The sequence below is a fragment of the Niveispirillum sp. SYP-B3756 genome, from assembly GCF_009495745.1.
In the GTDB taxonomy this organism is placed as follows: Bacteria; Pseudomonadota; Alphaproteobacteria; order Azospirillales; family Azospirillaceae; genus Niveispirillum.
The window spans coordinates 39,324-60,802 of record NZ_WIDQ01000010.1; the positions used below are offsets into that span (position 1 = coordinate 39,324).

The 21,479-nt window shown below is 66.6% G+C and carries 7 protein-coding genes; all 7 read right to left on the reverse strand.

Annotation, left to right across the window (positions count from 1 at the left end; all coding sequences use genetic code 11):
- Window positions 1-202 precede the first annotated feature (202 nt).
- The gene (locus GE253_RS18085) at window positions 203-1,180 is read right to left on the reverse strand and encodes a prohibitin family protein (protein WP_153205551.1); all 978 of its coding nucleotides are present in this window, start codon (window positions 1,178-1,180) and stop codon (window positions 203-205) included.
- A 6-nt stretch (window positions 1,181-1,186) separates the two neighbouring features.
- Window positions 1,187-1,372 carry a hypothetical protein gene (locus tag GE253_RS18090; protein WP_153205552.1) on the reverse strand — a complete coding sequence of 62 codons (186 nt, stop codon included), beginning with the start codon at window positions 1,370-1,372 and terminating at the stop codon, window positions 1,187-1,189.
- An 80-nt stretch (window positions 1,373-1,452) separates the two neighbouring features.
- The gene (locus tag GE253_RS18095; protein WP_153205553.1) at window positions 1,453-2,100 is read right to left on the reverse strand and encodes a DUF697 domain-containing protein; all 648 of its coding nucleotides are present in this window, start codon (window positions 2,098-2,100) and stop codon (window positions 1,453-1,455) included.
- 202 nt (window positions 2,101-2,302) lie between these two features.
- Window positions 2,303-3,991 carry a cyclic peptide export ABC transporter gene (locus GE253_RS18100; RefSeq protein ID WP_153205554.1) on the reverse strand — a complete coding sequence of 563 codons (1,689 nt, stop codon included), beginning with the start codon at window positions 3,989-3,991 and terminating at the stop codon, window positions 2,303-2,305.
- Complete coding sequence (locus GE253_RS18105; RefSeq protein WP_153205555.1) at window positions 3,988-5,655, reverse strand: cyclic peptide export ABC transporter; 1,668 nt, start codon at window positions 5,653-5,655, stop codon at window positions 3,988-3,990. The genes GE253_RS18100 and GE253_RS18105 overlap by 4 nt, the downstream gene beginning before the upstream one ends.
- Window positions 5,656-5,659: 4 nt before the next feature.
- Window positions 5,660-6,673 carry a TauD/TfdA family dioxygenase gene (locus GE253_RS18110; protein ID WP_247878731.1) on the reverse strand — a complete coding sequence of 338 codons (1,014 nt, stop codon included), beginning with the start codon at window positions 6,671-6,673 and terminating at the stop codon, window positions 5,660-5,662.
- Between the two features lie 5 nt (window positions 6,674-6,678).
- Window positions 6,679-20,961 carry a non-ribosomal peptide synthetase gene (locus GE253_RS18115; RefSeq protein ID WP_173012712.1) on the reverse strand — a complete coding sequence of 4,761 codons (14,283 nt, stop codon included), beginning with the start codon at window positions 20,959-20,961 and terminating at the stop codon, window positions 6,679-6,681.
- Window positions 20,962-21,479: the final 518 nt, after the last annotated feature.

Consider the following 21,479-nt stretch of genomic DNA (forward strand, 5'->3'; position numbering starts at 1 on the left):
CCCGCTATGGCGCTTTAAGCCTTTGGTGACGCGGTGCCAAGCTGCCCTCAACTTGCCGCGGCGCCGGATGAACGGCGCATGGGTCAATAATCTGCCCCGTGCGCCATTGCGCGGCCAGCATCCAATTCACGCGGCTGATATGTGCTGATGGATAAACTACAGTGCAGATACCGCTAAACAAACGGTGAAATCAGCCATCCTTTCAGTTTGGCTTCGCTTCGGCGCCGCTTGCCGCGGGCTGTTCCGCCGGCTTTGCGTCGTCCCCCGTATTCAAAATGACGGGCAGGCCATCACGGCCGCCAATGATGATGGTCTTGGCATTGCTGGAGGTGGCGAAGCTCTGCGTCGCCTCAATCCCGCGCAGGCGCAGATATTCCGGCGTGATGGTACGGGCGACGATGTCCTGGAATTGGCGGATGCCCTCGGCTTCGATCCGCTTGCGTTCCTTTTCCTTTTCCTCCCGCGCGATGCGGAAATCATATTCCTGCATCATCTGTTCCTGCTCAGCCTTACGTTCAATGGCCTGACGCACCGTCAGGGGCAGGGTGACGTTGGAGACCAGCACTTCATCAATATGGATCATCGCCAGGCGCAATGGATTACCGGAAGTATCTTTGTCGTTGCCGATGGGAAAATCGATCTTGGCCTGCTCTTCCAGGAAATCCTGAATTTCATCGCGCTTCACCGAATAGAAATTCGCCGGCGTGTGTTTGGAGACAAATTTATACAGCAGGCTGGCGATTTCTGGCTGGACCAGGGTTTCCAGATATTCTTTTCCCGCAAGCTTGTGCAGCAGACCTGCTGCTTTCGGATTGACCCGATAGCGGAGTGCGACTTCCACCTTGATGGCCAGACCATTGGCGGCCACCGCCTCATATTCGCGGGTAAAGCTGCGCAGGCGGGTATCGTAAAGTGTGCTTTCATCCCAGGGGAAGATGAAATGGGTGCCTTCCGGCATCACCTCTTCTGTAACGGTACCACCGGCAAACCGCTTCCACAGCACACCGACAGAACCGGCGGGCACCTCAACCACCATGCGAGGGGCAATGGCCAGCAGCCCCAGCAGCACTGTCAGCGTCAGGGCATAAAGGGAGACGGTATGTTCTTTCACCCAGGCCTGTGCGCGATTCCAGTAGCGCACGCGGGCGGACGGGGCGGCGGACATCGCGACCTGTTTCATTCGCGTTCAGTCCCGCGTCTGAATATTAAAATGGACCCCGGGCCGGGTAATGGCCTGGATGATAAAGGATAAAAGCGGGGTAATGAAAATCGCCAACAGGAAATGACCAATGAATCCGAAGGTCGTCTTGCGACCCATGAAGCCGCAGACGCCACAGGACAAGCCATAAAGCAGAATGACCATGATCAACATGAGGCCAGAACCTTTGTCACCGGGTTGGCGTTTTGCTAAAAGGAGGAGGTGGGGAACATCACTGCCCCCCACCAGCAGGCTCAGGCGGCGACCGGGGCGGCGGCCTCGGCCGTTTCCTCCGCCTTCTTGCCGCGCACCTTATTGTACTGGGACATGAAATATTCCTTCACCTTCGTCGGATCGAAGGTCAGGAAGGTGCCGCCAGAGGCAAAATGCTGTTCGAACACCCGGCCGACGGCATAGGTGAAGGCAGCGTTGAAGCCCGGCAGGGCCAGCCAGCGATAGGCGGTACCCACCACCGGCAGGGTAGCGACCAGAGCGCTGAGGCCGGAATTGGCGACAGTCTTGGGTGCAATGGTGGCCAGCAGCGTGGCCAGGGCCGGGCGCACCAGATCAGCGCGGAACTCCTGACCATAAACCTTGGCCAGTTCGCGTACCAGATTCAGCTGCACCCCGGCCAGGGCGATGCTGTCCAGCAGATAGACCGGCACCACCACCGTGGCGGCAGACGCCAGCACATGGTTGCGGATGATGGTGGCGGCATGGGCTGAACGGGCCGTATCCAAATCGCTGGACGCCGTGGCTTCGGCGGTTTCGGCCGTCGCAGTGTTTTCAGCCGTCGCAGTGTTTTCGACCGTTGCGGTGGTTTCGGCGGCAGCGGAAGCATCCGCAGCGGCCGCGTCGGCAGCCGGAGCGATGCCCTCGGTCTGATCCTTCTTGGTTACCATGTCAGTGCGCTCCAGTAGAAGTGAGGATGGCGGACCCGTATCCGGGATGGCTACGGGGATTTCCTGCCCCTGATCGACGGTCAACGCTGGATGGCAGGCTCTCGCGGCCAGCGACACCGTACAATGGGCTAACCAATGATTGGGTCATAGTTAAAATTTTCCTCATTTTCATAGGCCAATCATATGATGAATACAGGATGACTTAATATGCCGAGGCGTGGTTCGGCGCGGCATGGTCCATTTTCTCCAACCGGCCTTCATTCATGTGATAGGCGCGGTCTGCCAGATGGAACCAACGGTCATCATGGGTGACGCAGATGACGATCTTGCCCATTGCCCGCAGCTCCGGCAGCAACTCCTCATAGAATATCTTGCGGAAATGCGGATCCTGGTCGGCGGCCCACTCATCCAGCACGATGACCTTCTTATCCTCCAGCCGCGCCACCACCAGGGCCAGCCGTTTGCGCTGGCCGGTGGAAAGGCTGGTTGTACTGAAACAGCCCTCGTCAATGGAAACTTTGTCCTGCATTTCCAGCCGCTTCAGCAGGGGGGCGGCGTCCGCATCCGTCACCGGCCCCACGCCATAGAGGCGGCGCGACAGGTGATAGTCGGAAAAGATGGCGGAGATATTGTCCCGCCATTGCTGCATCGCCGCCGGCGGCACCGGCCTGCCATCAACCTGCAGCGCCCCTTCATCCAGCGGCATCAACCCGGTCAGCAGCCGCAGCATGGTGGATTTACCCGAACCATTGCCGCCAGTGATGAAGGTGATCTCCCCGGCATGGAAGCTGGCATCCAGTGGGCCGACGCTGAAAATGGGATTGTCCCGCGCGTCACGATAGGCGAAGCGGGCCCCCGACAGCGCGATGGTGGTGGGATTGTCGAAGCCCCCCTCCTGTTGCGCCTCCGCTTCCGCCTCTGTCACCGCCGGGCCAGCGGCCTCCCGCAGCCGCTTTTCCATCGCCTCGATATTGGCCAGCGACATTTCCGCCTGGGTCAGCATGGGCGTGACAAAGGAAACGGTGCTGACGGGGCCAACGATGAACAGGGCTGCCGTGGTGACGGGCACGGCAACCGTATGAAAATCGGTGGTCAGCAGGGGGACCACAAAGACCATCAGCCCGATCAGGGTATAGAACATCACCTCAATCAGGGAGAAATTGCGCCCCCATTGGGTTTTGGTGGCGATATTGACGCTGCAGGCCCGGGCCGAGGCCTTGCCGATGGCCTGGGTCAGCGCATCGGCGCGCGTCCGGCTCATCCGCACTTCCTTGAAGCCGCGCAGCATGTCGGTCAGCCCGTCAAACACATCGGCTTCCGCCGCGACGGTTTCCATAAGCTGTTTACGGAAGCCATGCATCCGGGCGTAACGCACGGCCACGGCCAGCCCGGCGAAGCCGAAGGCCATGACGCAGGCGATGGGTGACAGCCAGGCCAGATAAAGCGCCAGAAAGACCAGCATCACCGCCTGCTGGGCCCCGATCACCAGCAGCGGCAGAATGCTGCCCAGCGCCTGGGTATCCTGCACCAGCACGCCATTCAGCGCGGCGCGGCCGATCTTTTCCACCGTCACCAGATCGGACCGGCGCACGGCGTCGAACAGGCGCAGCCGGAAGCCGTGGATCAGCCGTTCGGCATCGTGCGATGCCGTTACCAGGGTGACATTATGGCTGATCCCGAACAGGGTGATGGTGACGACATACATCAGCACCAGCCGCAAGCCCGGCTGGCCATCGTTCTGCGTGGCCTCGGTGGCGGCCTGCACCAGCCACAGCAAGGTGGCGGTGGCGATGGCCGACAGCACGTTCATCCAGGATACCAGCCGCAGATTTTCCGGTATCTCCCGCACAATCACGCGGGCCAGGTTGGAATTGAAGGGGGGGCGGGTCATGCGGCCATGTCCCCCTGTCCTGCGGGTGGGGGGGGGACCGGCATTTCGCTCATCCGGCCTTCTTCCATATGCAGGTGGCGGTCGGCCACATCGAAATAATGATCATCATGGGTGACGGCGATCAGGGTCAATCCACGGGCTTTCAGGGCGGGCACGATCTCGCGGTAGAATTTGTGCCGAAAATGCGGATCCTGGTCGGCGGCCCATTCATCCAGGATCAGGATGGGCTTTTCCTCCAGCAAGGCTGCCACCAGCCCCAGCCGTTTACGTTGCCCGGCGGACAGGTCGCGCCGGTCGAACCGGTCATCCTTCAACGCCGTCACCTTGTCCATTTCCAGCCAGGCCATCAGGCGGGCGGCCTCTGTCCTGTCGGGCGAGGGCGTGCCATAGAGCCGGCTGAACAGGTGGAAATCGGCAAAAACGGTGGCCATGTTGTCCCGCCATGCCGCCAGCCTGTCCGGCCCGACGGGGATGCCATCCAGCAGCAACCGGCCCGATGTTGGCCGGTAGAGCCCGGTCAGCAGTTTGATGAAGGTGGACTTGCCGGAGCCGTTGCCGCCAGTGACGAACACCACCTCGCCCCGCCGCAGCGTCAGATCAAAGGGTCCGACGGAAAAGCCCCTTTCCCCGTCGCGGCCGGGGAAGCTGAAGCTGATGGCATCCAGTTGCAGTTGCTGGAAATCGGCGGGTAGCGGCTCACCCGGCTGGTCGCTGCCCTCTTCGGCCAGGGCCGCCAGTTCCGGTTCCAGTTCCAGCATCCGCCCGGCCGCAGCCTCCGCCGCCGTCATGATGGCCAGGGACTGCATCAGCCCGAAGACGGGTGCTGACATGAACAGCACCGCCGTCGCCACCTGCGCCATTTGGGCACTGAAGCCCTTGGCATAGGCGGGGGCGACGAAGATCACCAGACCCAGCATCAGGTTGAAGGCCATCTCGCCGAAGATGAATTGCTGCCAGCTATGCATATGCACGATGTTGCGGGCGGCCACGGTGCGTTCGGACGCTTCTGCGAAGCTCTGACCCAGCGCAGCGCTGCGGGCGCTGTTCAGCCGCTGTTCCTTGAACCCGTCGAACAGGTCGGACACGCCCTCGAACAGGACGGCTTCCTGCTGCATCAATTTTTGCTGCTGGGCCTGCAGCTCCCGCCCCAGGCGCATGTAACCCCAGGTGCCCAATGCCAGCAGCCCGCCGATCAGCAGGAAGGCCAGCGCATTGCTCAACGCGATATAGACCAGGATGGCCAGGGTCAGCAGACAGGATTGCAGGGCCAGCGCCAGAAATTGGGAATTCTGCGAAATCGTCTGGCTGGCCTGGCTGATACTTTCAAACAGGGGTGTCTGGCCGAATTTCTCCAGCTTCAGCAGGTCGGCATGGCGGATATGGGTCAACAGGCGCAGACGCAGGCCATCCACCACCTCTTCCAGGTCGCTGGCCATGCGGCGCACCAGCCAGACCTGGGAGAACCAGAATCCCGCCAGCGACGCCAGGAACAGCAAGGCCAGGACCGCATCCAGAAAATCCGCCTTTTCCTTGGCGATATTCTGCGCGGCGGCATTGATGATGGCCAGCACGATGGTGCTGCTCAAGGCGGAGCCACCCGCCGCCAGCAACAGCCGGCGCAGCGGCTGCGATCCCAATCGACCCAGAAGGCGCAGCAGATTCATTGTGTCAGGCCGCCCGGACCAGGGCGGCGGCTTCGGTCTGGCCGCTTTCGGCCACCCGGATGCGCAGCACATGCCGGTTGTAATCGCTGAAGGGCGTGCGGCCATGCAGGGCCTGATGGTTGTTCAGCACCTGCAGACTGTCGGCTGGCATCTGCAGAGCCACCAGCTTGTCCTGCCGCGCCACCTCCGCATTCAGGATATCCAGCGCGCAGCGCAGCTCGGGCGTGTCCAGTTCCGGGTGAAGCGCCAGCCCCTTGCGCAGCGTGTCGGTGCGGTAACGCACAGCCGGCCGTTCGCCGAAGATCGGGGCAAAGGTGACTTCCACCGTGTCGGCGGTGCCGGTTTCGGTGAAAACCGCCGGGATGCGGAAGGGCAGGGGGCGGTCAGTCAGATAGTCCATCGCCCAGCGTCCCTCCGATGTGGCCGCCAGCGATTGGCGCAGGCAGCGCAGGTCGCGCATTGTGGAAATGCCACCCCCGCAGGCCGCCGGGGTGATGAAGTACAGCATCATATAGCGTTCAGGGTTGGTGAAATACTGTGTATCGGTATGCAGGTCCGCCTCGAACGGATGTTCGGAGAAGGTGGAGACGCTGTTGGTCGCCATCTTCGCCTCGCGTACCTTTACATCCCAGACGACCCGGCGATCCACCTTGTCGGTGGCGGTGGGTTGGCCCAGGCTGACCGACAAGGCAAACAGCAGGGCGGAGCGCACTGGCAGCGGCAGCCCCTCCAGCCCCAGGCGGGGCAGCACCAGGGCGCTGTAATCGCCTTCCAGCAGTTCCTGAAAGCTGTTCGCAAGATCGACCAGAACCGGGGCCTGCATGGCCAGATCGGCCCGCAATTCGGTTTCCCGTTCTGGCGGCACCAACCGGCCGGGATCGATCTCCCCACCATAATGGTCGGCCAGCACGGCCAGGGCCGCGTCAATCTGCTCGCGGGCGAAGGGACGCAGGGTGAATTCCCCCGTACCCGGTCCCAGATCGCGGCAGTGGCTCAGCAGGTTATGTGGCATCGACATGGTTATCACCTTCGATATCCGGCTGGTTCGGTGAAAAGAGTGTGGGCGGCCGCCACCATGGCGGCCTGGCCATCGCGTGGCACGGCGGGCCAGACGACCCCCAGCCGGCGTAAAAACTGCTGTGTGCGGTCGCTGGCCAGTTCCAGCCGGCGACCGCGCGCCTGGGGGGAAATCCCGCGATGCAGACCGAACCCTTCAAGGATTTCGGCCAGGGCGGTTTCCAGGGCGGGCTCGTCGACCGCTGCCGCCACCTTGTCCAGGAAGCGGCCGAAATCCATGGCTGCCACCCGCTCGCCGACGCCGTCGGCCCCGGTGATGAAATCCGCCAGCGTATCGCGCCTGGCATGTTCGACATGGTGGGTCAGGTTGGCCAGGGCCGGGCTTTCCGCCAGCGCCAGCACGGCCTTTGCCACCATATCCACATGGCAGAGCCAGAGATGGCTGTCATCGGGTGCGGCCCCCAGCCGCGCCAACGCCCCCATCAGACGGAAGAAGGCATTTTCCTTGATATTGCGCTGCAAGGGACCGCCATCGGCGGCGAACACCACATTGCCCACCCGGTGGATGCTGGCATTGGCCAGCCGGTCACGCGCCCGCAGCACCAGCCGTTCGGCCTCCTGCTTGCTGCGGACATAGTAATTTTCCTCTTCCCCGTCGGGCGCCGGGTCATATTCGCTGAACAGGCGGAACCCGTCCTCCGGTGGCCGGCCGCAGACCGACAGGGTGGAGATCAGGTGCAGGTCGGCCGTCCGCCCGCCGCTGGTGCGGCCATGCCGTTCGGCAAGCTCTACCAGATGCGCCGTGGCTGCCACATTATCGGCCTGGAAGTCGCTGTAATGACCGATATGGCTGACATTGGCGGCGGAATGCAGGATGGCATCCACCGATGCTGCCAGCCCGGCAAAGCCGGCCTCACCCAGACCCAGATCAGGATGGCGCAGATTGCCCGCCCGCACCGACAGGCCCCCATGGCCCAGCAGGGCGGCCGCACCATCGGGGCCGAAATAATGCGCCACGGCGTTTAGCAGCCGCTGGCGGGCCGCCCCATCGTCGGCGGCCCGTACCAGCACCGTCACCGCCCGGTCGGGGCGTTGCAGCAGTTCGCGCAACAGATAGGTGCCGAGATAGCCGGTGGCCCCGGTCAGCAGCACATGCCCGTAATCGGCCCGCTGCCCCGGATCAAAGCCGGCGAAGCGGCTGTTATGCCGGTCATAATCGGCGCGGGCCTGCGCCAGCGCGGCGTCCCGCGCCGCCTCATAGGCGGGAAGTTGATCCCGATAATCCCGCCAATGCTGCCCGGCCGCCCCGATCAGGTCACGCAGGTGATCGGCGCGCGGCCGGCACTGGCGGGCGAAATCGGCCAGTACCGGATGTTCGTAAAGATCATTGATCCGCACGCTGTAATGTTTGCGCAGCCGGGTGATGGTGGCGATGGCCCGCAGGCTGTCGCCCCCCAGAGTGAAGAAATCATCCGTCCGCGACGGGGAGGCCCGGCCCAGAATATCGGCCCAGACGGCGGCCACCGCCGTTTCCACCGTTCCCTGTGGCGGTTCGGCCGCTGCGGCTCCGCTACTGACCAGCTCGCCGGCGGCCAGCCGTTCTTCCAGCGTGGCCAGCAGGGCCTTGCGGTCGATCTTGCCGGCCAGATTCACCGGCAGGGCGGGCAGGGCCAGGATGCCGGACGGGATCATGTAACCGGGCAGCCCCCGGCCCAGGAAATCCTGCCAGCCGGCAGCGTCGGGCAGCGTCTCTGCCGATGGGCCGGGGACGACGAAGCCCCACAGGCTTTGCGCCCCGTCCGCCGCCTTGCGCACCAGCACGGCGGCATGGCGCACGGCGGGATGGGCGGCCAGCGCCTGCTCAATCTCACCCAGCTCCACCCGCTGGCCACGCAGCTTCACCTGACCATCCATCCGGCCCAGCACCAGCAGCTGACCATCCTGGCGCCAGCGGCCCAGATCGCCGGTGCGATACATCCGGCCGTGCGGCGTCTGTTGGAAGGCCAGGTCGGTCAGGTCGGGCCGGTTCAGATAGCCGATGCCCAGGCCGGCCCCGCCAACCCAGATTTCCCCCACCGAACCGGGGGGCACCCGTTCCCCCTGCGCATCCAGGATCAGGATGAAGCTGTTGGGCAGCGGCCGCCCGGCCGGCAGCGGATCATCATCCGGATTGATCCGGCCAATGGCAGCGGCGGCGGTGGTTTCCGTCGGGCCATAGCCGTTGAAATAGGCCAGACGCGCCGCATAGAAGCGGGCATCGGCCGCCACCGGCGGTTCACCCACCGTCATCAGGAAGCGCAGGGCGGGGAATTCCGCCTGTTCGAACAGGCGCAGATAGGAGGGGGCCATGGTGGCCATGGTGATGCCCAGCCCGCCCAGCATCGCCTTCATGCCGGTGATGTCGTCCATCTCTGCCTTGGTCACCGGCACGATGGCGCCACCCGCGCCCCAGACCATCAGCAGATCGGAAATCCACAGATCGAAGGAGGGGGAGGCGATCAGCAGGGCGCGGTCATCCGGGGTTGCCCCGGTCATCCGCACCAGCCCCAGGGCCAGATTGACCAGCCCGCCCTGCGACAGCACCACCCCCTTGGGCACGCCGGTGGAACCGGATGTGTGCAGGATATAAGCGGGACTGTCCGGCGCCGTTTCCAGGGCCGGCGGGCTGGCGCTGTCCGTCAGCGCCATGGCTTCCGGCCGTAACAGCAGGGGGGCGGTTTCCAGCAGGGCCGGCGGTGGCGTCAGCCCGTCCAGTGCCAGCAGCAGGGCGATCCCCGCATTGTCCGCCATGAAGCGCAGCCGGTCCGCCGGCATCCCATGGGTCAGCGGCATATAGCAGCCGCCGGCCTTCCAGATGGCCAGCACCACCAGTGGCAGGGTGGCGGAACGCTCCGTATAGACGCCCACCGTCTGGCCGGGGCGCAATCCCTGTTCGATCAGCCGGTGGGCCAGCGCATTGGCGCGGCCTTCCATGGCGGCATAGCTGGTGGCGCCGGCCTGGGTGATCAGGGCCGGGCGGTCCGGCTGCTGGCGGGCCAACTGGCTGAAGCGGGCGGCCACGCTGTCGGCCGGGGCCACCAGCTGTTCCCCCTGTTCCCAGGGCGCCAGCCGCGCCAGTTCCGCCGGCAACAGCCGGGGCAGGGGCTGATCAAGCGGCTGGTCCAGCAGCGCCAGCATCTGGCCGACCAGCCCGGTCAGCCACGCTTCCGCCGTTTCCCGGTCATAAAGGTCGGCCTTGACGAACCAGGAGAGGGAGAGGCCGCCATCGGCCAACCCTTCATGCACCAGCACCATATCCTGGGCGGGCGCATTGTGGCGCAGATCATAGGCGATCCGGCCCGCCGCTGGCAGGGTGCTACCCTCCGCTGGCAGGAAATGCAGTGTATCCGGGGTGTTGTCCGTTGCGGTGACGGCGGGGTTTTCCGTCACCGCCATATCGAACAGCGGATAGCGGGCGGACTGGACCAGACCCGGATGATCCTGTCGGAAATCGCGGGCGATGCGGGCGAACGGATAGGCGCTGTGGGCCAGCGCATCGGCCAGCATGGACCGGGTGGCGGCCAGCGCCGCCGTCACATCCGCCACACCCGACAGGTGGAAGGCCAGGGGCAGCAGGGTGACGTAATAGCCGACAATGCCCGCCTCTGCTGCGCTGGCGCGGGTGCTGGCGGCGGTGCCCAGCAGGAAATCCTGCCGCCCGGTGCGGCGCCGCACCTCCAGCCCCAGCAGGGACAGCAACAGGGCGTGCAGGCTGGCACCCTGGCTGCGGGCCAGACGGCGCAGCCCCTGGGCCTGATCCGCCGTCAGGCACAGGCGCAGCGTGTGGCTGCCCCGGCCGGTGCCGGCGGTGCGGGCCGGCGGCCGGGGGCGGTCGGTCGGCCAGTCGGCAAAACCATCCTCCCCGCTGGCGGCCACCGCTGCCAGTTTCTGCCGCCACCAATCGGCATCGGCCTGTCCGCCCAGGCCCAGCAGATGGGCGCGTTCACGCCCGGCACTGTCGGCAAAGCTGCCGCCGGGCGCTGGCAGGCTTTGCCCCGCCAACAGGGCCGTCAGGTCCGCCAGCAGCAGCCCCAACGACGCGCCATCACCCACCGCATGATGCAGGGCCAGCCAGAAAATCGGCTTTTCCCCCGTTACCTGCGCCAAGCCCGCCCGCCAGAGCGGGCCGGTGGCCATGTCGAAGGGCCGGCCTTGTTCCTCCCTGATTTCGGCCAGTGCCGTGGCGGCATCCGCCGCCCGGCTGATCGTGAAGCGACCGGGGCTGTCCGTCGCCACGATCCGTTTCAGGATGTCCGTCTCTTCATCCAGTTCATAGCGGGTGCGCAGGGCTGGGTGACGGGCGGTCAAGCCCGTCCAGGCGGCTTCCCACTTGTCGGCGGCGGGGGCGGGGCCATCCACCGCCAGGGTCAGGGTGATGGTGAAGCCGCGCGTTTCCAGTCCGGCCTGCTGGGCGGTCCAGAATTCCCGCTCCCCCTCCGTGGCGATGTCGCTTGGCTGGGCCTGGATGACCGGGACAGGCTCGGCCAGATAGGCGGCCACACGGGCAGCAAAGCCGGCCAGCACCGGATCGGCGAACAGCAACCGCGCCGGCACCGGGCGGGACACCAGCCCTTCCAGCCGGTGGCAAAGCGCGATGGCCAGCAGGCTGTGCCCGCCCAGGCCGAAGAAATCATCCTCCCGCCGCACCGGGCCACTGCGCAACAGTTCGGCCCACAGCGTGGCGATGGTCTGTTCCAGGCCGGGTTGCGGTGGGGTGCCGCCCGCCGGGCGCTCTTGCATCGACAGGCCAGCCAGCAGGGCGGTACGGTCCACCTTGCCCGACGCGGTGACGGGAATGGCGCTGACCGGCTGGATCGCTGCCGGGATCATATAGGCTGGCAGGATGTCGCCCAGGAAAAGCCGCCAGCCGGCGCTGTCGGGCAAGGGCGCATCCGGGGCCGCATGGATGAAGGCCCACAGGCTTTGACGCTCCCCGGCCGTGCCATCCACGGCGGCAACTGCCTGGATGATGCCGGGATGGCGGGTGATCGCGGCTTCGATTTCCCCCAGTTCAATGCGGATGCCGTTCAGCTTCACCTGCTGATCGATGCGGCCCAGCACTTCCAGCCCGCCATCCCCACGCCAGCGCCCCAGATCGCCGGTGCGGTAGCGGCGGCCTTCGGGGGTCTGGACAAAGGCTTTTTCCGTCAGGTCCGGCTGGTTCAGATAGGTCTGGGCCAGACCCGCCCCCGCCAGCCAGATTTCCCCCGTCGATCCCGGCGGCAGGCGGGTGCCGCTGACGGGATCGCGGATTTCCACACCCGTATTGGGCAGCGGGCGGCCGCAATCCAGCCGGTCCGGCTGTGCCGCCGACAGGTGCCCCATGGTGGAGGTGATGGCATTTTCCGTCGGGCCATAGGCGTTGAGGTAACGCACCCGCCCCGCCAGCCGGGCCACATCGGCCGGCAGCGGCGCCTCCCCACCGGTCACCAGCAGGCGCAGGCCCGACAGGCTGTCCGTATCCAGCAGGCGCAGATAGGTGGGCGTCAGGTCGGCGACGCTGATCCGCTGTTCCCGGATCAGGGCGGCGACAGCGGCCGGCTGGTCGATCCGGTCGGCCGGAACCGGGCACAGGGCGGCACCGGCGGCCAGCGGAATGCCGATATCGGAGAGCGAGACATCAAAGGAGGGGGCGGCAAAGCCCAGGCACCGATCTTCGGGCGTCAGCCCATAGGTTTCTACCGCCCCCAGCAGCAGGTTCAGATAGCTGCCATGGCTGACCACCACGCCCTTGGGCTGCCCGGTCGAACCGGAGGTATAGAGGATATAGGCTGGATCATCCGGCCCGCCGGCAATGGCCGGCCGGTCGTCCGGGGCGGGTTCGGTGATCTCCACCAGCGGCAGATCAAGGCCCGGTGGCGGGGTAATGCCATCCAGCGCCAGCACGGCCACAGCCCCTGCATCGGCCGCCATGAAGCCGAGCCGGTCGGCCGGTAGATCGGCGGTCAGCGGCAGGTAGACGGCCCCCACCTTCCCGATGGCCAACAGGGTGGCGGGCAGTTGCGCCGACCGGCGGGTCAGCGCGGCCACCACCTGCCCCGGCTGCACGCCGGCGGCGATCAGCCGATGGGCCAGCCGGTTGGCCTGGCGTTCCAGCAGGCCATAGCTGACCGGGCCGTCAGCGGTCAGCAGGGCGGGGCGTTCGGCCTGTCCCGGCTGGTCCACCAGCATTTCAAACCAGCGGGCAAAGGTCAGCGGCGGGCGCGGCCGCGCCGGCCCCTGTTCCCAGCCGGCCAATTGCCGCTGCTGGGCCGGCGGCAGGGAGGGGATGGCCGCCTGCGCCCCATGGGCCGCCAGCCAGCGCGCAGCTTCCACCAGCCCTTCCAGCCAGAAGCGGGAAATATCGGCGTGATAAAGCGCGGCATTGGTCTGCCAATCCAGCATCAGGCCGCCATCGGCCAGCCTTTCATGGGTCAGCACCATGTCCTGGCCGGGCGGGTTATGCATCCGCTCATAGCCGATGCCGTCGGCCGGCAGGGTCAGCAGCCGTTCCAGCCGCAATTCGTCATCCGCCACCGGGCGCGGGCTGACCGGGTTTTCGGTGATGGCGATATCGAACAGCGGGTAGCGGTCCGGCTGCCGCTGGCCGGGATGGGCCGCCCAGAAATCATGATACATCCGGGCAAAGGGATAGCGGCCATGGGCCAAAGCCGCCGTCAGTTCCTGCGCCGTATGGCGCAACAGGGACGCGAAATCACCGGCATCCCCCGTGGCGCGGAAGGCCAGGGGCAGCATGTTGACGCCATAATGCACGACCGCTGCTTCCGCTGCGGTTTCCGGCAGGGTGGCGGTGGTGCCGATCAGGAAGTCGCCCCGGCCGGTGCGCTGGCGCACAAGCTGGGCCAGCAAGGCCGTCACCAGCGCGTGCAGGCTGGTGCCATGCTGCCGGGCCAAGGCCAGCAGACTGGCGGTTTCGGCCGCGTCCAGCCGGGTGGTGTGACGATGGCTGCCGGTGATGGCCGTGCCGCGCGGCAGGTCCAGCGCCCAATCATCAAAGGCCGCAGCGGGCAGGGCGGACAGAAGGTCACGCCACCAGCCGGCATCGCTGGCCGCCTCGCCCGCCAGATAGGCCTGTTCGCGGCTGGAGATTGTTTCCGGCGTGGCGGTCAGGGAAGGCAAGGGCTCATCCCGCAGCAGGGCCAGCAGTTCGGCCATCAACAGGCCGAGCGAACGGCCATCGCCGGTGGCATGGTGCTGGGCCAGCCAGAACAGCCAGTCGCCATTATCCGCCACATGCACCAGCCCCACCCGCCATAGCGGGGCCTGCGCCAGATCCAGGGGGGCGGCGATGCGGGCGCGGATATGGGCCATGGCCTGGGCATGGTCTGCCTGTTCGGCCAGTTCCAGCGCGGCATCAACCGGCAGAGCCGGCAGGATGTCGCGGTAGAGCGTACCATCTTCCCCTTCGCGCAGGCGGCAGCGCAGGGCCGGGTGGCGGGCCACCAGCTGGACCCAGGCGGCGCGCCAGCGGGCGATATCCGGCACCGGCCCGCGCACCCGGCGCACCAGGGGCATGGTGAAGCCGGCCGTGTCCAGCCCGGCCTGCTGTGCGGTCCAGAATTCCCGTTCGCCCACCGTGGCACGGCGGCCGTCAAAATCGGTGGTGCCACGATCCGTATCGGCACCCTGCTGCAGGCGGGCGGCGAAATCGGCCAGCACCGGGGCGCTGAACAGGTCGCGGGCGGAGACCGGTCGGCCCAGCCGGCCGGCCAGCTTGTGCGCCATGCCGATAGCCAGCAGGCTGTTGCCGCCCAGGGCGAAGAAATTATCTTCCCGTGCTGGCGGGGCGATGCCCAGCAAACTCGCCCACAGTCCGGCAATCTCCTGTTCCAGGCCCGGCAATGCCGGGTTCTTCGTGCCCGTCGCCGTCACCATCGGGGCTGGCGGCGGCGGGGCCGCCCCTTCCAGCAGCCCCGCCAGCGGCAGGGCCGGCAGGTCGGGTCGGGTGGCCAGCAGGGTCAACCGCTCCACCAGCCCGCCCAGCCAGGCGGCGGCGCTGTCACGGCTGAACAGGCTGGCATTGACATGCCATTCCAGGGCGATGCCGCCATCGGCCAGCGCCTCATGGATCAGGAGTAAATCCTGACCATGGGCGCTGTGCGTCAGTTCATAGCCATCCGCGCCGATGCCCAGCCGCTCCAGCCGCACCCCATCAGCCGTTACGGGGGCCGGCGGGTTCTCCGTCACCGCCACATCGAACAGCGGGAAGCGCAGCGGGTCGCGCAGGGCCGGCCGCTGGCGCCAGAAATCTGCATAGAGCCGGGCGAAGGGATAGCGCGCGTGCAGCAACCCGCCGGCCAGCACCTGCTGTGCCCCGCGCAACAGGGTTGCCAGCGGTGCCGCCGGGTCCAGCCTCAGCGGCAGGGGCAGCATGTTCACCCCATATTGCACCAGGGCCGCCTCGGCCGCACTTTCAGGGGTGGAGACGCTGGTGCCCAGCATCAGATGCTGTCGGCCCGTGCGGCGCGCCATTTCGACCGCCAGCAGGGAGACCAGCAGGGCATAAAGGCTGACCGCGTGTTGGCGGGCCAGCCCGCGCAAGCCTTCTGCCAGAGTCGGTTCCAGCACCCGCTGGAAGCGGTGGGTGGCGATGTCGGCCCCCAGGCGGCGCGGGAAATCCAGCGGCAGGGGCAGGAAAGCCTCATCCGGAACGGCGGCCAGCTGATCGGACCACCAGGCGGCATCGGCTGCCAGATCAGGCCCGGACAGATAGGCCAGTTCGCGCGCCGCACTGATGGCCGGATCGGCCGTCAGCGGTGTCAGCGCCTGCCCCTGCAACAGGGCCTGCAATTCAGAGAAAATAAGGCCCAGGGAACGGCCATCGCCAACGGCATGGTGCAGCGACAGCCAGAACAGCCAGCCGCCATCCTGGCTAACCTGCACCAGACCCGCCCGCCACAAAGGCGGTTTTGCCATGTCGAAGGCAAGCAGCTGGCGTTCCCGGATGTGGGTTCGGGCGGCATCCAGATCCGATGCTTCGGCCCATTGCAGGCCGGCAGCCTTGCCGAAATCCGCTGCCGTGGCGAAAACCCGGCGCAGCGCCCCGTCCTCGACCGGGCTGAAACCCAGGCGCAGACCGGGCTGGTGCTGAACCAGGGCCTGCCATGCCGCCTCCCAGCGTGCCCGGTCGGGCATTGGCCCCGTCACCCGGCGGATGGCCGGAATAATATGGCCGGACGTGTCCAGCCCGGCCTGCTGCGCCACCCAGAATTCCCGCTCCCCTTCCGTGGCGCGGTCATCCAGCATCGCGGCCAGCAGGGGGGGGGCCCCTTTGCCCGCCGTCAGCCGGGCGGCGAAATCGGCCAGTACCGGGGCGGCGAACAGGTCGCGCGGGGTCACCGGCCAGCCCAGCGCCGGGGCCAGCTGATGGGCCAGGCTGACCGCCAGCAGGCTGGTGCCGCCCAGGGCGAAGAAATTATCTTCCCGCGCCACGGGCAGGCCGTCACTGCCCAGGTTCAGCAGGCGGGCCCAGGCGCTGGCGATGCGCTGTTCCAGCGCCCCTTGCGGGGCTGTGCGGCTGGCGGCACCGGCCTGTTCGGGTCGGCGTTCCCGCAGGATGGCCAGCAGGCGCAGCCGGTCCACCTTGCCATTGGGGGTTACCGGGATGCCCGGCACATCAATGATGGTGGCCGGCACCATGTGCGGCGGCAGCCGCCCGGCCAGAAAGCCGCGCCATTCCTCGTTGCTGAGCGGGGTGGCCCCCGGATGCAGATGCACGAAGCCGCGCAGCAGCTTGGTGTCCCCGGCCCCCTTATCCACGATCACAGCCGCCTGGCGGATGGCGGCATGGGCCAGCAGATGCTGTTCGATTTCCGCCGGTTCCACCCGCTGCCCATGCAGCTTCACCTGATGGTCGATGCGGCCGGCCAGTTCCAGCAGCCCGTCCGCCGACCAGCGCCCCAGATCGCCGGAGCGATAGAAACGCCCTTCATCCGTATCGATGAAGGCCTTGGCCTGCTGCTGCGGGTTGTTCAGATAACCGCTACCGACACCCACACCACCCAGCCAGACCTCCCCCGCGCAGCCGGGCGGTACCCGCGCGCCATCGGCGTTGCGGATGCTGATCACGTCGCCGGGCAGCGGGCGGCCGACCGGCAGGGGGCGATCGGCCGGATGGTCCGGGGCGATCCGGCCCAGGGAAACGATGATGCTGGTTTCCGTCGGTCCATAGCAGTTCCAGAACGCGATGCCGGGATGGTGGATGACATCCTCATGGCTGGGGGCTTCCCCGCCCACCAGCAGCAGGCGCATACCGGGGGCATAGGGCTTGTCCTGGCTGACGCGCAGATATGACGGGGCGTGGAAGGCGATGGTGACGCCCAGGTCGCGGTATAAATCCTTCACGCCCCAGGGATCTTCGCGTTCGATCCGGCTGACCGGCACCAGCGGCAACCCGTGCAGCAGGCCCAGCCCCATTTCCCACAGGGAGGCATCAAAGGCCGGGGTGGCGACCAGGGCCACCCGGTCGCCTGGCTCACATCCTGCGGCTTCCAGTGTCGACAGGATGGCATTGATCATGCCGTCATGCCGCACCTTGGTTCCCTTGGGCGCACCGGTGGTGCCGGAGGTATAGATGATATAGGCGGTGGCGGTCGGGGCCAGCGGCACGGCGGGGCGGGATGCTTCCCCCGTCAGGTCAGCCGGGCGGATCAGGGTCACCCCGTCCGGCAGGCCGGCCGGCACCTCAGCACCGGGCAATAACAGCAGATGCCGGGCGCCGGCGTCGGCCAGGATGAAGGCGACCCGTTCGGCGGGCATTTCCAGTGCCAGCGGCAGATGCACCCCGCCTGCCTTCCAGATGCCAAGCGTGGCCGCGGGCAGCCAGGGGCCATTATCGGCCAGCACGCCGACCGGCTGTTCCAGACCCAGCCCGGTTGCCAGCAGGGCCTGGGCGATGCGGTTGGCCTGTGCCTCCAGCAGGGCATAGCTGGTGCTGCCGGCACGGGTGATGATGGCGGGCTGGTCCGGTATCCGGTCGATAATCGCTTCCACCAGCCGGTGGGCCGGTAGGGGCGCGCGGGCCTGCGCCGACCCTGGTTCCACCCCGTTCAGCCATTGGCGCTCGGCCGGCAGCAGGTCGGGCAGGGGGGCATCCAGCCGGGCGGTATCCGCCGCCAGCCATTCGGCCCAGCCGGCCAGGGCGGTCAGCCAAGCCTCTGCCGTTGTCGGCTGGAACAGGCTGGCATTCCAGACCAGGGACAGCAGCACGCCGCCATCGGTTGTTGGTTCATGGGAGAAGGAGAGATCCAGCCCGGCGGCGGGGACAGATCCGTCCCCCGCCAATGTCAGCGGGGTCAGGCTGCCGCCGCTGCCGGTGTCGCCGGTGCTGCGGCCGGGATTGGCGGTCAGCGCCACATCCATCAGCCCCATCCGCCCGGCCGGCCGCAGGGCCTTTTGCTGCTGGCGCAGATCGCGGATGATCGATCCGGCCGGGTAGAGCCCATGCTTCACAGCGCCGGTCAATATGGCTTGGGCATCCTGCAGCATGTCGCAGAGCCGCTGCCCCACCGGCACGGCCAGCGGCAGCGGCAGCAGATTGACGAAATGGCCCAGCTGGTTTTCCGTCCCGGCCGGCCGGGTGGCAATGCCGCTGCCCAGCAGAAGCTGATGCCGCCCGGTACGCCGCCGCATCTCCATCGCCAGCAAGGCCAGCAACAGCGCGTGCAGGCCGGCGCCATGGCGGTTGGCCAGGGCCGTCAGCCGCGCCACCACCCCGGCATCCAGCTGTCGCTGGAAGGCGGGGGTGAGCACCGCACCCGCGTCATCGGACCGGCGGCGGTCGCAGGGCAATTCCTCAAACGCTTCTTCCGGCAGGGCAGCCAGCTTGTCCAGCCAATAGGCGCGGTCGCGGTCGGCGTTGGGGGAGGCAAGATGCCGCCGTTCCGCCCGCGCGGCCAGCCGGGGGCCATCCAGCGCCGGGGGCAGTGCCTGCCCGGTCAGCATGGACAGCAAATCCTGCTGTAGCTGGCCGGCGGACATGCCATCGACCAGCGCATGATGCAGCACAAACCAGAACAAGGGGGCCGCTTCCCCGATGCGGATCAACCCGGCCCGCGACAGGGGCGGCTGGCTCAGGTCAAAGGGCTGCGCCGTCTGAGCGGCCATGAAGGCGCCTGCTTCCGCCTCGCTGCTGAAATGCCGGGTTTCCAGCGTCACGGCCAGGGCGGGGGCATCGGCTGGCAGGCTGCGCAGCCGCACCGTGCCATCATGGTCGCTGAACAGGCCGGTGCGCAGGGCCGGGTGATGGCGCAGCAGGCTGACCCAGGCATTCTGCCAAGCGGTGGCATCGGCCTGCGCGCCCGACAGGCGCAGCACCCGCGAGACATGGGCCGCGGCGGGGGGCAGGCCCAGGCTGGCGGCCACCCAGAAATCCACCTGCCCCAGGGTGGCGGCGGGGTTTTCTTCCAGGGCTGCGCCTGCCGCCTCTTCTTCCGCCGCTGACAGGCGGCCGGCCAGGGCGGCAATGGTCATGCTGCCCAGAATATCGCGCACGCTGGCCGTCAACCCGGCGGCCTGCAGGCGCTGGCCCAGCTGGATGGCGATCAGGCTGCTGCCGCCCAGGCGGAAGAAATCATCCTCCCGCCCGATCTGCGCTGCCGACAGCCCCAGAACCTCCGCCCAGAGGACGGCGATACGGCTTTCAAGCGGGCCCTGCGGCGGGCCGCCCTGGCCGTGGCCCCGGTTCCAGTCTGCCTCCGCCAGGGCCAGCAGGGCGCTGCGATCCACCTTGCCAGCGCTGGCAATCGGCAATTGCGGCACTGTCAGCACCAGGGCCGGTACCATATAGGCGGGCAGTTTGGCCGACAGTGCGGTCTGCCAATCCATGTCCGACAGATCAGCGCCCGGCTTCGGTTCCACAAAGCCCACCAGCCGGCCCTGATGCTGCACGATGGCAGCAGCACGAACGCCATTCTGCGCCAGCAATACCCGTTCGATCTCCCCCAGGGCGACCGACTGGCCGGAAACCTTCACCACATCGCCGGCCCGGCCCAGGGTCAGCAATTCCCCCGTTTGCGTCCAGCGGCCAAGGTCGCGGGTGCGATAGGCGTGGCCGAAGGAGGTGTCGACAAAGCTGTCAGCCGTCAGGTCCGGCTGGTCCAGATAGCCACGGGCGATGCCGGGGCTGAGCACCAGGATTTCACCCTCCGCCCCGGCCGGCACCGGTGTCCCCTGTTCATCCACCAGCAGGATGGTGGTATTGGGGAAGGGCCGGCCGCTGGGGATCGCCCCTTCATCCGTGGGCGACACCTTGTGCATGGCAAAGGTGCCGCACAGTTCCGTGGCGCCATGCATGTTCCAATAATCAACATGGCGGGCATAGTGGCGCGCATCTTCCGGATTTGGCCGTTCGCCGGCCGTCAGGATCAGGCGCAGCCCGGCGGGCACCACGCCGCCCAGCAGCCGCAGATAAGACGGGGTCAGCAGGGCGACACTGACCTGATTCCGGGCCATGCTGTCCAACAGGTCGTCCGGCCGGTCCAGCAGCGCGCGGCTGGCTGGCACCCAGGCACAGCCCAGCGCCAGGGGCAGACACAGTTCGCGGAAGCCCAGAATGAAGCTGGGGGTCGAGGACAGCAGCAGCCGATCCGTCTCCCGGATGCCCTGGGCCAGCGCATGGCCCAGCGCCATGTTCTGGCAGCCGACATGCTGGATCAGTACGCCCTTGGGCTTGCCGGTGGAGCCGGAGGTGAACAGGATGGCGGCCAGCTGGCCGGGTTGGCAGGGCAGGTCCGGGCGGCCTAAATCCTGCCGATCGGCATCATCCCGTCCCGGCAGGCGCAGTACCTCAACCGGCCGGCCCTGGCCATTATCCGCCAATGCTGTCAGCAATGCCGGCGGCGGCTGGTGCCCATCCAGGGCGATCAGCAGGCGCATTCCGGCCTGGACCGCCATATTGGCCAGACGCTGTTCCGGCAGATCCGCCAGCAGGGGCACATAGGTGCCGCCGGCCTTCAAGATGCCCAGGAAAGCAATGGGCAGGCCGGCCGACCGGTCCACCAGCACGCCCACCGGCTCTTCCGTTGCGATCTGCAACTGCAAAAGTCTGTGGGCCAGCTGGTTCCCCATATCATCCAGCTGGCCGAAGCTGATAATACTGTCCAGGGTGACGATGGCCGGCCGATCCGGATCACGATCGACCCAGGATTCAAAGGATTGGTGCAGACAAAGATCAGGCAGTGGCAGGCGGGCGCCATGGCTGAAATCCGGCAATTCCGGGCCGATCATCGGCGCATTCAGACTGTCCGGCATGTCCTTCCCCGCATGTTGGGTCATTGGTTACATGCCCGCTTGCCGGGCAAGTGGTATGAAAAATGTAACCCAAAGATGTGCGCACCATACGCATCCAACGCGGGAAGTCAACTTTGATCGCATGAAAATAAAAGTCATTACTATTATATGATTATGTCTGGTTGATTAAAGCCCGGCCTATCCGCCCGCAAGCTGGTGGGGCAGAGGACATGAATCCCCGTTAACAGGGGGACAACGGCTATCGTGATTTTTCGGAAAAAAGGGGGAGGGGGGCGTCATCGCCCGCAGGCACGCAGATGCCAGGAAAAGCGCCAACCTGCCGGCTGAACCCCACCGGGATCGGAGGTGGCTGAAGTCCGTGAATCAGGCTGCCATTTGCGGAGCATTCACGGTGTCAACCATAACAGCAACCGGCATTGATTCATGCCAATCTCCCTTGATCGTAACCGATTCAGGGAGATTTTGCGTTCCCTCGTGCGCTGGGCTGGCGGTCGCCAGCCTCCAACCCGCCTAAAGGT

Bases quoted from the DNA above. Each gene is read 5' to 3' on its own strand.
- GE253_RS18085 (WP_153205551.1), bottom strand. From the start codon at position 1,180: ATGAAACAGGTCGCGATGTCCGCCGCCCCGTCCGCCCGCGTGCGCTAC.
- GE253_RS18090 (WP_153205552.1), bottom strand. From the start codon at position 1,372: ATGTTGATCATGGTCATTCTGCTTTATGGCTTGTCCTGTGGCGTCTGC.
- GE253_RS18095 (WP_153205553.1), bottom strand. From the start codon at position 2,100: ATGGTAACCAAGAAGGATCAGACCGAGGGCATCGCTCCGGCTGCCGAC.
- GE253_RS18100 (WP_153205554.1), bottom strand. From the start codon at position 3,991: ATGACCCGCCCCCCCTTCAATTCCAACCTGGCCCGCGTGATTGTGCGG.
- GE253_RS18105 (WP_153205555.1), bottom strand. From the start codon at position 5,655: ATGAATCTGCTGCGCCTTCTGGGTCGATTGGGATCGCAGCCGCTGCGC.
- GE253_RS18110 (WP_247878731.1), bottom strand. From the start codon at position 6,673: ATGTCGATGCCACATAACCTGCTGAGCCACTGCCGCGATCTGGGACCG.
- GE253_RS18115 (WP_173012712.1), bottom strand. From the start codon at position 20,961: ATGCCGGACAGTCTGAATGCGCCGATGATCGGCCCGGAATTGCCGGAT.